Genomic DNA, 14,618 nt, shown 5'->3' with positions numbered 1-14,618 from the left:
TGTTCGTGGATTTACTTCGTAACAAATGGTTTAAAGCATTACTTTGGATTCTGACTATTTTTCTAGTGATTTGGGTCGGAACAAAAATCTCATTTTTATTCCAGCCCATTAAAGTCATGCTTGCCTTGATTTTCCCGCCGTTGATCATCGCCGGAATTTTTTATTACTTTACGCTTGGTATCGTCGACATGCTTCAAAAACGTGTTCAAAAACGAGGGCTCGCCGTTTTGATCGTCTTACTTGGGTTTCTTGGCGTCATCACGATTGTTGTCGCCTCACTTGGACCGATTCTTGTCGAGCAAGTTACGGATTTTGTGACAAGCATTCCGAATCTGGTCGTCGAACTCCGGGATCAGACATTGAATCTACGGGATCAATTGATGAACAATCGTTTCATCTCGAACTGGGTCCATGAGAATACCGACTTATTTGATAAATGGACGAATGAAGCCACTTCGTATATCGGAACATTGTTCAAATCGGTCTCGACGTCTGTCGGAACGATTTTCGGAGTCATCTCCTCAACCGTTCTGATCATCGTTCTTGTACCGTTCATCCTTGTCTACATGTTGCTGGATGGGTATAAATTTCCCGATTCTGTCGTCAAGTTATTACCAAAAAGTTATGAGACCGAAACACGGAAAATTCTTCATGATATGCACATCACGGTCAAACATTATGTTAATGGTCAAGTCATCGTCTCGTTATGTGTCGGGCTGATGTCGCTGATCGGATTTTTCATCGCTGACATACAGTATGCGTTGTTACTTGCCCTGTTTTGTACCGTCACGAACATCATTCCGTATCTTGGACCCTACATTGGTGCTGTTCCGGCCGTCATCGTCGGATTCATCGATGATCCGATCAAAGCGCTGTATGCGCTCGTCACGATTGTCGTCGCGCAACAGATTGAATCGAATCTGATTTCTCCGTACGTTCAAGGGAAAACCTTGAAAGTCCATCCGTTGACGATCATCATCGTCCTGCTCGTTGCCGGAAAAATCGCCGGAATCATCGGTGTCATTCTAGCCGTGCCGACGTATGCCGTCACCAAAGTCGTTGTCCAAAACATTGCCCGGATTTATCAGTTGCGGCAACAGAAATTTGATTTACAGACCGAAGAATCCTCTATCATCATCGATTCGAAAAAATAGAAAAAGGAAGCCCTCTGTTGATACGAAAAGCAGAGGGTTTGTGCTTTGTCACGGAGAGGGATATGGTAAGAAGATAAGTTTTCACAACTTCGACTCATTTTAGTTTATAAATTGATTGGAATCTTTTTTATAATGGTTATAATGTAGAGTAGAGAACGAAAGATAGATGAGAATGAAATCTTTGGACGTAAGGGGTAGAGCGCATGCATATCGTAGTTGTCGGTTTAAATAATAAGACGGCGCCTGTATCAATCCGCGAACAAGTCTCATTTGGGGAACATGAGATGAAAGGGGCGGTCGTTGCGCTACGTGACGAAAAAAGCATTTTCGAAAGCGTCATCGTCTCGACGTGCAATCGGACGGAATTATATGTCGTCACGGATCAACCGCATACAGGTCGTTATTATACAAAACGTTTTTTGGCGAACTGGTTTGGGTTGACGATGGAAGAGTTGGAACCGTATCTGTTCATTCATGAAGGTTTCGACGCCATGAAACATTTGTTCCGAGTAACGAGTGGTCTGGATTCGATGATCGTCGGAGAAACTCAGATTCTAGGACAGGTAAAAACAAGTTTCTTTACGGCGCAAAAACTCGAGACGACAGGAACGGTCTTCAACAAACTGTTTAAAGAAGCAGTCACGCTTGCGAAACGGGCGCACGCTGAAACAGGAATCGGAGAAAATGCCGTTTCCGTCAGTGCAGCTGCCGTGACGTTAGCAGAACAGTTACTTGGTTCACTTGAAGATAAATCGATCGTCGTCATCGGTGCCGGGGAGACGGGAGAATTGACGACATTGAACTTATATGAAGCGGGTGCCCGTGACATCACAGTCTTTAATCGGACACTTGCCAAAGCTGAAGAAGTGGCGAATCGTTTCGAAGGATCGGCACATTCAATTAATGAAATGCAATGCGGTCTGCTTCGGGCTGACATCGTTATTTCTTCAACCGGAGCGAAGCGGGCAATCATCAAACGTGAAGACATTGCTGCAGCACAATTGTTCCGGAGTGATCGTCCATTTTTGTTGATTGATATCGCGGTACCCCGTGACATCGAGCCGACAGCAGGCGACTTGCCTGGTGTTCATTTGTATGACGTCGATGATTTAACATCGATCGTCCAACAAAACATGGCAGAGCGCATGAAAGAAGCCGCAAAAATCGAACGACGGATTGAAGCGGCAATCGCGGAGTTTGAAGGCTGGCTGACGACGCTTGGTGTCGTCCCGATCATCACGGAACTACGCGATCAATCGCTCAAAATCCAACAAGAAACGATGCAAAGTCTAGAGCGGAAGTTGCCAAACATGACGAACCGCGAAAAAACAGTCATCGGAAAACACATGAAGTCGATCATCAATCAATTGCTTCGGGAACCGTTGTCGTACATCAAAGATGCAGCGGCCAAACCGGATGCCGAACAACGGATTGCGCAATTCATGGATACGTTTGCCTTAGACGAGGAGTTATTTGATGGAGCGGCGGAAGAAGTCGTTTTACAAGAGGAAACGCCAGTCGAACGGAAAGCTGTGAACCGGTGAACATAAAGCGAATTGTGTTACAATAGAAAAGCATGGGGCGGACTTGTGCCGCCCCTTTATTATTGTACAGGGGGATTTCAGCATGCGAAAAATCATAGTAGGTTCACGTAGTTCGAAACTCGCGATGACACAAACGAAATGGGTCATCGAGCAACTGAAACAAGCGGGTGCACCATACGAATTCGAAATCAAGAACATCATCACGAAGGGTGACCGCATCCTTGACGTGACATTGTCTAAAGTCGGTGGTAAAGGATTGTTCGTTAAAGAAATCGAACAACAGATGATCGACGAAGAAATCGATTTTGCTGTCCACAGCATGAAGGATCTCCCGTCGGAGTTACCGGCAGGCTTGATCATCGGCGCAACACCTTCACGTGTCGACGCACGAGATGCGTTGATTACAACGACAGGCGGCGGACTCGCTTCACTTCCTGAAGGAGCAATCGTCGGCACAAGCAGTTTACGCCGGGGCTCCCAATTATTGAAATTACGTCCGGATTTGAAAATCGAATCGATCCGGGGAAACATCGATACGCGTCTTGAGAAACTAAAGACGGGACCGTTTGACGGGATTTTACTGGCAGCGGCTGGTCTACAACGTATGGGTTGGTCAGAAGATGTCGTCTCAGAATACATTTCGACCGACGATATGATTCCGGCTGTCGGACAAGGGATTCTCGCAATTGAATGTCGGGAGCAGGATCAGGAGGTGCGCGATTTACTGAATCTGATTCATGATCAGATGACGGAAAAAGTAGCATTTGCGGAACGCTCGTTCCTGTCTGCGATCGAAGGCAGTTGTCACGTGCCGGTCGGTGGATTTGCGACAATCAACGAGGACTTATCGACGACTCTTGTCGGATTCCTTGGTTCAGTCGACGGGCAACAAATTTTGCTTGAGCGGGAAACGTCACTTGATCCGATGCAACTCGGTCAAATCGTCGCCACGCGTCTGCTTGATGCGGGTGGTCGTGAGATTCTTGCTTCCTTGCCGGATGACTTCTAAGCAACTTGTCTTGACAGGAAGTCGAGGACCAACTGCTGAACAAGTGGATCGATTACAGGCAGAAAACATCGACGTCATCCATCATCCGGTCATCGAGACGATTCCGATTGCCTTTCAGTTACCACCACACCTGGATTGGTTAATCGTGACAAGTCCGACCGGGGTCGAACAAATCACGTCACACCTGGATCAACTGCAGCAGACGCACATCGCGGTCGTGGGGACTAAGACGGCAGCCGCTTTAATGAAGAGTGGACGTACACCTGACTTTGTCCCGTCGGCCTTTACAGGAGACGTCCTAGTGGAAGAGTTATGTCCACTCCTCAGACCGGGACAACGAATTTGTTTTGCCCGAGGGAATCGGGCACGCCAAGAGCCGCTCGAACACTTAAGAAAACAAGTCGAAGCTGATGTGCTGGAGGTCGTCACGTATGAAACGAAGTTACGGACGATGTCACCTGAGCTTCTCCAACAAGCTACGTATATTGGGTTACAGAGTCCTTCAGCTGTCGAAGCACTGGCACCACTTCGTAAGCAGACAAAAGCGACTTATGTGACGATCGGACCGATCACGGAGCAAGCTGCTCACCGATTCGGATTGACGCCACGACTCGTCGCGCAGACGTTTACGCTCGACGGGCTGATTGACTGTATTTTAGAGGAGGAACTGTTATGAATACATTAGAATTCGCACGCCATCGCCGGTTACGCAATACGGCGTCATTGCGCTCACTTGTCCGGGAAAATCATCTGCATAAATCCGATTTGATTTACCCGCTGTTTATCGCTGAAGGTGAAAACATCAAACGAGAAGTCAGTTCGATGCCTGGTGTGTTTAACTTGTCACTCGACCACCTGGAAACAGAAATCAAGGAAATCGTTTCACTTGGCATTGAATCGGTCATCTTATTCGGCGTTCCGCACGATCATCTAAAAGACGAGCAGGGGACAGGCGCTTTTCATGATCACGGGATTGTTCAAGAAGCAACGCGACTCGTTAAAAAAGTTGCACCGCAACTGACGGTCATCGCAGATACTTGTTTATGCGAATACACGTCAACAGGACACTGCGGCATCGTCGCTGACGGTACAGTCGATAACGATGCGTCATTGCCGCTTCATGTCCAAACAGCCGTGTCACAAGCACGTGCCGGTGCAGATATCATTGCACCGTCGTCGATGATGGACGGATTTGTCATGGCGATTCGTCAAGGACTGGACGAGAATGGCTTCAGTCATATCCCAGTCATGAGTTACGGCGTCAAGTATGCTTCTGCTTATTATGGACCGTTCCGCGATGCAGCAAACTCTGCGCCCGGGGAAGGGGACCGGAAAGGTTATCAAATGGATCCTGCGAACCGCCGGGAAGCATTCCGCGAAGCGACAGCCGATGTCGAGCAAGGTGCAGACTTCATGATCGTCAAACCGGCACTGGCCTTCATGGATATCATCCGTGATGTCCGTGAGCGGATTGAGCTACCGATTGTCGCCTATAACGTTTCCGGTGAATATGCGATGGTCAAAGCCGCTGCGTTAAACGGCTGGATTGATGAAGAACGAATCGTCATGGAGACGATGCTTGGGTTTAAACGCGCCGGTGCTGATCTCATCATTACGTATTTTGCAAAAGACATCTGTCGTTACTTGGAGGGAACAACATGAGCTTGATTAATCAAAACTCAAAATCAAAAGCCGCTTTTGAACGGGCCCTGCCGTTGATGCCAGGTGGCGTCAACAGCCCAGTACGTGCCTATAAATCAGTCGGGATGTCACCGATTTTTGCTGAGCGTGCGAAAGGGTCGCGACTATATGATATCGATGGGAAGGAATACATCGATTACGTTTTGTCGTGGGGACCGATGATTCTTGGTCATGCCGATCCAATCGTGACGGCAGCGATTCAAGAACAAGCGACACGCGGATGGAGTTACGGGACACCGACGGAAATCGAGTCGGCGATGGCAGAAGTCGTCATCAGCCGTGTTCCATCGGTTGAAGTCGTCCGGATGGTCAACTCGGGGACGGAAGCAACAATGGCCGCACTTCGTCTGGCACGCGGCTACACAGGGAAAACAAAAATCTTGAAGTTCGAAGGCTGTTACCACGGACATGGGGATTCATTGTTGATTAAGGCAGGCTCAGGCGTCGCGACGCTTGGACTTCCAGATTCACCGGGTGTCCCTGCTCAGATTGCCAGCATGACGTTGACAGTTCCATACAATGATATGGATGCGGTCCGGATTGCATTTGAAAAACATGGTGATGATATCGCTGGAGTCATCGTCGAACCGGCAGCGGGCAACATGGGCTTTGTCCCGCCGCAGCCTGGTTTCCTCGAAGGACTGCGAGACATCACGGAACAATACGGCACACTGTTGATCTTCGATGAAGTCATGACCGGATTCCGGGTTGGATTCAACTGTGCGCAAGGGTACTTTGGTGTCACACCGGACATCACGTGCCTCGGTAAAGTCATCGGCGGCGGAATGCCAGTCGGTGCTTACGGCGGACGTCGTGACATCATGGAACAGATTGCGCCGCAAGGACCAATCTATCAAGCTGGTACGTTATCGGGTAACCCACTCGCGATGACAGCAGGTCTTGCGACATTGACACAACTCAAACCAGAACATTATGCAGAGTTTGACCGGAAAGCAGGGCGTCTCGCAGCAGGATATGAGCAGGCGGCGGCGAAGTATAACATTCCGTTGACAACGAATCGGGCAGGTGCGATGTTCGGAGTTTTCTTCACGGATCAACCGGTGACGAACTTCGAGCAAGCGAAATCATCCAACCTCGAGATGTTCCGTTCGTATTATCAAAAGATGGCGGCGCGCGGCATCTTCTTGCCACCGTCACAATTTGAAGGACTTTTCTTGTCGACAGTCCATACGGATGAAGACATTGATCAGACGATCGCAGCAGTCGAGATGACGTTCAAGGAACTGAAGCTTGAATTTAACCGTTAAGCAGTTCTTGACGAGTCACGGACGTCTCGGATAAAATAAGGAAAGAATAATTTGGAAACAGCGTTGACGGGAAGAGTAGTCAATCAACGGACTGTAGGAGAGAACACATCCATTGGCTGAGAGATGTGACAGGACGTCCTGACGAAGGTCACCCCACGAGCTGGTCTCGTAAGTGAAAGCCAAGCAAGCGAGATCCGGAGTGCCGCACGTTACGCGGTCTAGAGGGCACTCTGTTTTTAGAGTGAACTAAGGTGGTACCGCGGAAGAGCAACGGCTTCTTTCGTCCTTAGATGAGGACGAGAGAAGCCGTTTTTATTATGGATTAAAGGAGCGATTTAGATGCAGGAATTATCAATGCCAACGAAATATGATCCGCAAGCGACAGAAGAGAAATGGTACGACTTTTGGATGAAAGGTGAATATTTCAAAGCCGATCAAGATCCGGAAAAAGCACCGTACACGATTGTCATCCCCCCACCAAACGTCACCGGGAAATTGCACCTCGGTCACGCCTGGGATACGACACTCCAAGATATGCTGACGCGGATGAAACGGATGCAAGGTTTCGACGTCTTGTACCTGCCGGGAATGGACCACGCCGGAATCGCGACGCAAGCTAAAGTCGAACAGAAGCTCCGGGCGGAAGGAAAGTCACGTCTTGAAATGGGACGTGAGAAGTTCCTTGAACAATCATGGGCATGGAAAGAAGAATATGCTTCAACAATCCGCGAGCAATGGTCGAAACTCGGACTCGGACTCGATTATTCACGGGAACGGTTTACACTCGATGAAGGTTTGTCGGAAGCGGTTCAAGAAGTGTTCGTTAAATTGTATGAAAAAGGCTTGATCTACCGTGGTGAATACATTGTTAACTGGGATCCGGCGACAAAAACAGCGATCTCGGACATCGAAGTCATCTATAAAGACATCGAAGGGGCGTTTTATCACTTCAGTTATCCGTTGACGGATGGGTCAGGTCACGTCGAACTGGCGACGACACGTCCGGAAACGATGCTTGGGGATACGGCGATTGCCGTCAATCCGAAGGATGAGCGCTATGCGCACCTCGTCGGGAAAACGATCACGTTGCCAATCGTCGGACGCGAAATTCCGATTGTTGCCGATGAGTACGTTGATATGGAGTTTGGGACAGGTGTCGTTAAAATTACACCGGCTCACGATCCAAATGACTTTGAAGTCGGGAATCGTCATGATTTACCACGTGTCCTCGTCATGAACGAAGACGGAACGATGAATGAAAACGCAGGGAAATACGAAGGCATGGATCGTTTCGAATGCCGCAAGCAAATCGTCGAAGATCTGAAAGAGTCAGGTGTCCTGATCAAAGTCGAACCGCATCTGCATTCCGTCGGTCACTCTGAGCGGTCGGATGCCATCGTCGAACCTTACTTGTCGCTCCAATGGTTCGTCAAAATGGAGCCGCTCGCTGAAAAAGCACTGCAAGAGCAACAAGGTGAAGAGAAAATCAACTTCATTCCACAACGTTTTGAAAACACATATGTTCGCTGGATGGAAAACATCCGCGACTGGTGTGTCAGCCGTCAACTCTGGTGGGGTCACCGGATTCCGGCTTGGTACCATAAAGAGACAGGTGAAGTGTATGTCGGCAAGGAAGCACCATCTGACATCGAAAACTGGGAACAGGATAATGATGTCCTCGATACATGGTTCTCTTCTGCGCTTTGGCCATTCTCGACGATGGGTTGGCCGAACGAAGGGGCTGCTGATTATCAGAAGTACTTCCCGACGTCGACACTCGTCACGGGTTACGACATCATCGCCTTCTGGGTCTCACGGATGATCTTCCAATCGTATGAATTCACGGGCGAACGTCCATTCAACGATGTGTTGATCCACGGTTTGATCCGCGACTCCGAAGGACGAAAGATGTCGAAATCACTCGGGAACGGGATTGATCCGATGGATGTCATCGAGAAGTATGGCGCCGATTCGCTTCGTTGGTTCTTGACGACCGGTTCAACGCCGGGGAATGATTTACGTTTCTACTGGGAGAAAATCGAAGCGACATGGAACTTCTCAAACAAATTGTGGAACGCGAGCCGTTTTGCCTTGATGAACATGGACGGACTGACGTACGAACAAATCGATTTGACAGGTGAGAAATCACTGGCCGATCAATGGATTCTGACACGTCTGAACACGACGATTGATGACGTCACGCGTCTGTCGGATAAATATGAGTTCGGTGAAGCCGGTCGAGTCCTCTATCACTTCATCTGGGAAGATTTCTGTAACTGGTACATCGAGATGGCGAAGTTGCCGTTAAATGGGGAGGACGAAGCAGCGAAATTGACGACACGTTCGATTCTTGCGTATACGCTCGATCAAATCATGCGTCTGATGCATCCGTTCATGCCGTTCATCACGGAAGAGATCTGGCAGCACTTGCCGCATGAAGGCGAAACCGTCACACGTGCCGCTTGGCCGACACGGAACGATTCACTGGATTTCCCGAAAGCTGTTCCAGCGTTTGAAGCCGTTCAGAACGTCATCCGTTCAGTTCGGAACATCCGGGCGGAGGTCAACGCACCGATGTCGAAACAAATTCAGTTGATGATTGCAACGAGTGACGATCAAGTCCAGCATGACTTAGAAACAAATCTGTCGTACTTGAAAAAGTTCACGAATGCATCTGAGTTACTCGTCGAACGGAATATGATAGCTCCGGAAAAAGCGATGAGTGCGATCGTGACGGGAGCAGAATTGTTCATTCCGCTAGCTGACTTGATCAACATCGAAGAAGAAATCGCTCGTCTGAACAAAGAACTCGTCAAATATACAAAAGAAGTCGAACGGGTCGAGAAAAAACTCAATAACCCGGGATTCGTCGGGAAAGCACCGGCACACGTCATTGAAGAAGAACAAGCAAAAGCACAAGACTATAAAGAAAAACGGGCGGCAGTCGAAGTCCGAATCAGCGAACTCGCAAAATAATCTTAACAGTGGCTCAAGTTTTCTTGAGTCACTTTTTTTAAAGGAGTGAATCAAACGTGAGAACACGGGAAGATGTGTTGGAATGGTTATCGGCGTTACTGGCATTTGGCATCAAGCCGGGGCTCAGCCGGATGCAAGCCTTGTTAACAGAATTACAGATTGATCCGGATACGATTCCGACAGTTCATGTCGCGGGCACAAACGGGAAAGGATCGACGGTCGCCTTCTTACGCGAGATGGGAATGGCGGAAGGCCTTCAGGTCGGGACGTTTACTTCACCCTATATCATTCAATTCGAAGAACGCATCATGTTGAACGGCGTCCCAATCAGCGAACCGGATCTCGTTAAAGCAGCCATCGCCGTGCAAGAAGCAATCATGAACTTAGAGCCGACGATTGGGACGGTGACGGAATTCGAAGCATTGACGTCACTTGCGTTCTATCATTTTCAGCAAATTCGTCCTGACTTGATCATCTATGAAGTCGGCCTTGGGGGATTGTATGACTCGACGAACGTACTGAAACACCCGCTCGCAGCCATCATCACTTCGATTGGTCACGACCATCAAGCGATTCTCGGAGATACGCTCCAAGAAATCGCCTTACAAAAATTTGGCATCATCAAACAACAGACGACGGTCATTGCGGGGAAATTGCAGGAAGAATTAACGGTTCCGTTGATGGCCTATTGTGGCGATCGACAAGCGACCTTAACGTGGAGCCAGGAAGTGATTCGCGATTACCGGCTCAGTGCAACAGGCACGTGGGCAACCTACGAAGGGATTCCCGAGACACGACTTGGTCTTGAAGGGGTGCATCAAGTACATAATGCGGCGAACGCCGTCGTCTTTGCCAAACAACTCGGTTGGTCGAAGACCGCGATTCGGCGTGGACTGCGGAATGCGACGCATCCGGGGCGGTTTGAAATCATCTCCCGCAAGCCGCGGATCATTTTGGACGGCGCTCATAATCCGGAAGGGGTTACGGCACTCGTCGAACGGCTGAAAGAAGAGGCAAAACCCGTCATCGTCCTCTGTTCGATTTTACGGGACAAAGACCGCGAGGCGATGCTTGAGCAACTACGAGAAGTGACACCTGATATTTACGAGACGACGTTTGATTTTCCGCGGGCGCGGACGTTAGAAGAACTAACCGTGGACGGGGCGAATGTGATAGAACTCAAACAATTTTTCAAACAGGTGGATACAGTGAATCAGACGCTGATCGTCACGGGATCGCTCTATTTCATCAGTACGGTTCGCGCATTACTAAAGGAGCAGTCTTTTACAAAAAAGGGGAAACACTAAAAGTCCTTGTATACTAAAGGTGGGGTAATATAGTCCTAGATTTCATGATCTTATGACGAGGAGACGATTGAAATGAAACGTTGGGTACGTCTGTTTTTAGTCAGTCTATTGATCTTTACCAGTATTACGTATATACAACCACCACATACAAAGGCTGCAATTGGAGAGAAGTTTAAGATTCTCGAAGTGCGGGATGCCTGGTCGGCGACGAACCGGATTGATCCGGGTACAGTAGTGAATTCGATGTTGACAGGTCTTGATAAAAATCAGTTCGAGATCAAGATGATGACAGTCAAAGAATTAAATGCATCGCGTTTCCCGCTCGACGGAGCATTTGATGCGATTGTGTTTGATCCGTCTGCTTTTTCAGGAACAGACCGCTATTCGATGACAATCTCTGATACGAAAAAAAATCATAATACGAATAAAATTGAAAATGACATTACGAAACTGAAGGCGAATGAAATCTATGGCGCATATATTCAAAAGGGCTTACCGGTCTTTTTACATCAGGATGTTTTGGCGCAGACGTCAAGTAATTTTAATGCAGTGCTTAAAGGTGTTCCCACCTACACCGATATGACGGCGGTCATGACAAAATTGAAGGCACAAAAAATTATTCGTCCCCGTCTCGAACGTGTCTCTGTTCAGCAACAGGGAACGGCATTGACCGGAGTCGATAAAGCGACGACAGCTGTTCCGAACGTACCAATTGATTTTACGTATACGACGAGCGTGGACAATACGAATCAGCTCGCACAACTGTATATTGATTTTGACAGCAACGATCAATTTGAAGAGTCAGAAAAAGTGGATGAGAAACCAGCAGTAAAAACCGGCACGCTCAGCTATAACTTTGACGCGCCAAGTTATACCGGACCGCGGAACTGGATGATTCGTGTATCAAGTAGCGACGGTTTGACCGATTATAAAACCGGCAGCTTTTTGATGAAGGACCAGACTGCAGAAGCGAAGATCCTTCAAGTGACACGAACGGGAACGACTGGATCAATCAATGGGTTCATGAATACGGGAACGTTACTGAAGCAAGATGGTTTTTATGACTTTAATGTCGAAGTCATCACGGCAGATGTATTCAATAAAACGTATCCGACTAAAAATTTAAATACGGCTTACGATATGCTGATCTTCGGGTTTCAAGATTCGTATGGAGCGGCATCGCTGAGCGATGATGCCTCAAACGCAATCCTTGGGTTTACGAACACGGGGCAAGGGTTGATGTTGTCTCATGATACGATTTTCCGTCCAAATCAATCGGCAAGTCCTGAACTGTTTTGGGAAAAGAAGTTTGCCGGACTTGCGGGGCAAAAAAACTTTACCAACATGGGATACGGAGCACCACGGACATCAGGTCAAGCCGTTAAACAAAACGATGGTGTCATGACGTCCTATCCATTTACGTTAGGCAATAGCGTTCAGATTGCGACGACCCACAACCAATATTTTGGTCTGGACTTAGAACAACCGGACTTGATTCCGTGGTATAACATCCGTGAAAACAGCGTTGCATCGACAAATCAGGATGCCGGACGAACAATTGGTGACGCCCGAAATCATTATTACATGTATACAAAAGGAAATGTCACGTATTCTGGTGCAGGGCATACCTCGACATTCAACCAACAACAAGAAAAAGAATTGTTCTCGAATACGATGTATCGTGCCTTCATTGGAGCGAACCACAAACCGCTCCTTAAAAACATCTTGCCGGACAGCCAGGCAAGTTATTTAGACAATGAACCGCTGACGATTTCGTATAAAGTCAATGATTATGATTTACGTGACCGGCAACTAAAGACACGAATCTATATTGATAATGAAAAGGTATATGAGAACGATAAGTTAAAAAATAATTCGTTTGTCAGTGAAACGTTTAATGGAAAACTGGCAGGAAAAACATTCGCAAAAATTCGAATCGAGGCAGAAGACCAGCGTGGTGCTAAAACGGTGGAAGAGCGAACGATTCAAGTCGTCCAACCGTCTGCATCATCTCCCTTCACGTTATCGCGTTCGATTGATCCCGCGACGATCCCGCAAGGAGAAACGGCAAATATTACGTATACGATCCGGACAAGTCCGATGTCTCAAAAAGATGCCATCGGAAACAATGGGTATATCATGGGTCAATTCTCTGTCACGATGGAAGATATCCTGTTTAGCGAAAACTTCCCGACAAATGTCGAGGTCGTCTCAGCGACTGGACTCGGTAACGTGAAGATTGTGAATCAAACATTAACGGGTGATGTTCCGGATATCGAATACGACGAAGCCATCGCAGGTGTTCAAAAAGGATTCTGGATCGCAAAACCGTCCGAGTTGACCTTTACTGTAAAAGTCCGGGCGAAGGATGCGGCTGGGGTTCACGTGTTTGATAAAAAAGATAATACGATGAGTTCGACGAAAACCGTTTATCGTGACAAGAAAAATGGGGTCGATAAATCAAAATCAGTTGTGAACGACACACAAGCTTTCCCGACACTCGGGTATGCTTTATCGACACGATATGCGACGGAGGCAAAAATTCCAGCGGTTCGGATCGATATCAATACTCCTTCGTATAAAGTATTACCGGAAATCAGCCCAGCTGGTAGTCAATACGGAACGTTAAGATGGTCGATTGAAGATCCTGATATTGCTTCGATCAATCAAGAGGGAATCATCGTCCCGAAAAAAATCGGTACGACAGATATCAAATTGATCGTTCCGGTCGCAAACGGACGTGAGTTGGTGACGACCTCGAAGCTGACAGTGAACGACGTGTTTGGTGGATTGATTGTCCGCGATGTACCAAGCGTTTTGTATGTCGGTCAAACGAAGCCGATGACTGGTGACGCCATCATGTTATCGGGAACGGATGCCCCAATCAAATGGATCGTTACAAATGATACACTGGCGCAGGCAAAAGGACTCGATCAGGAAACGTTAACATTGACAGGACTCAAGCCTGGGATAATGACAGTCAAAGCAGTTGTTCCGGCGACAACTGGAACCACGACGTATTTAGCTCAGTCCCAAGTGTATACGATTGAAGTCAAGGTACCAGAACTATCTGTTAGCCCAAGCAATCTTGAGCTATGGGCTGGGACGACACAAAACGTGACTGCCTCGTTCGCGCCAGACATTCGCTTACCGTTTGTGCTCTCAAAAGTCAGTGATGCGATTGAATTAACAGAGACCAATACAGGATACACCGTCAAAGGAATCAAAGGCACACCAGCGGGGCCAGTAGATGCATTGTTACAATTAAAAGATTTCCCGGATACACGCGCAATTACGAAAATTAACGTGCGGGAAAACCCTGTTACCTTGACGGCAACCGATTTGACGATGACGTTACAGGATGATCAAAAACGTCCACTTCTCAACTGGTTACCCATCACGGCGACGGAACGTTTCTACCGCCTTGAAGTGTTGCAAGGCAAGGAATATGTCAAGACGGATGCGACCGCTCAGACCTTAAAAGCACTTCGACCAGGCGTTGCACGAATTAAAGTCACGGCATTAAAAGAAAATAAAGAAATCTTTGAAGTGATCAAAGAAGGAACGACGGAGAAGCAACCGTTGACGACAACTTTCAAAGTCACGATTTCATCTGAAGGATCGACAGGAGAAAGTGATACCGATGTGTATTAAAAAGG

The 14,618-nt window shown here is 47.8% G+C and carries 9 protein-coding genes; all 9 read left to right on the top strand.

The genetic code is table 11. The features are described from left to right. Positions 1-5 precede the first annotated feature (5 nt). The 9 genes from BLD48_RS10660 (at position 6) to BLD48_RS10620 (ending at position 14,613) form a co-directional block, all read left to right on the top strand. Positions 6-1,154: an AI-2E family transporter gene (locus BLD48_RS10660; protein ID WP_083412311.1), complete on the top strand. Its 1,149-nt coding sequence runs from the start codon at positions 6-8 to the stop codon at positions 1,152-1,154. A gap of 203 nt (positions 1,155-1,357) precedes the next feature. Beyond that, the gene (hemA, locus tag BLD48_RS10655; protein WP_071500198.1) at positions 1,358-2,698 is read left to right on the top strand and encodes a glutamyl-tRNA reductase; all 1,341 of its coding nucleotides are present in this window, start codon (positions 1,358-1,360) and stop codon (positions 2,696-2,698) included. Positions 2,699-2,780: 82 nt separating this feature from the next. Next, positions 2,781-3,707, top strand: coding sequence for a hydroxymethylbilane synthase (gene hemC, locus BLD48_RS10650; protein WP_071500197.1), 927 nt, complete (start codon positions 2,781-2,783; stop codon positions 3,705-3,707). After that, positions 3,697-4,383, top strand: coding sequence for a uroporphyrinogen-III synthase (locus tag BLD48_RS10645; RefSeq protein ID WP_071500196.1), 687 nt, complete (start codon positions 3,697-3,699; stop codon positions 4,381-4,383). The genes hemC and BLD48_RS10645 overlap by 11 nt, the downstream gene beginning before the upstream one ends. Further along, positions 4,380-5,369 carry a porphobilinogen synthase gene (hemB, locus tag BLD48_RS10640; protein WP_071500195.1) on the top strand — a complete coding sequence of 330 codons (990 nt, stop codon included), beginning with the start codon at positions 4,380-4,382 and terminating at the stop codon, positions 5,367-5,369. The genes BLD48_RS10645 and hemB overlap by 4 nt, the downstream gene beginning before the upstream one ends. Before the next feature lie 5 nt (positions 5,370-5,374). Beyond that, on the top strand, positions 5,375-6,676 hold the full coding sequence (gene hemL, locus BLD48_RS10635; RefSeq protein ID WP_369825787.1) for a glutamate-1-semialdehyde 2,1-aminomutase: 1,302 nt from the start codon (positions 5,375-5,377) through the stop codon (positions 6,674-6,676). Positions 6,677-7,015: 339 nt separating this feature from the next. Further along, on the top strand, positions 7,016-9,652 hold the full coding sequence (locus BLD48_RS10630; RefSeq protein WP_071500193.1) for a valine--tRNA ligase: 2,637 nt from the start codon (positions 7,016-7,018) through the stop codon (positions 9,650-9,652). Positions 9,653-9,708: 56 nt separating this feature from the next. Then, positions 9,709-10,959 carry a bifunctional folylpolyglutamate synthase/dihydrofolate synthase gene (locus BLD48_RS10625; protein WP_071500192.1) on the top strand — a complete coding sequence of 417 codons (1,251 nt, stop codon included), beginning with the start codon at positions 9,709-9,711 and terminating at the stop codon, positions 10,957-10,959. 72 nt (positions 10,960-11,031) lie between these two features. Then, a complete protein-coding gene (locus BLD48_RS10620) occupies positions 11,032-14,613 on the top strand; it encodes a DUF5057 domain-containing protein (RefSeq protein WP_071500191.1) in 3,582 nt (1,193 codons plus the stop codon). Positions 14,614-14,618 lie beyond the last annotated feature (5 nt).

Source organism: Exiguobacterium sp. KRL4 (genome assembly GCF_001870785.1).
Classification (GTDB): domain Bacteria; phylum Bacillota; class Bacilli; order Exiguobacteriales; family Exiguobacteriaceae; genus Exiguobacterium_A.
Note: the sequence above shows the minus strand (reverse complement) of the source record. Positions and strands in the feature narration are given on the sequence as shown.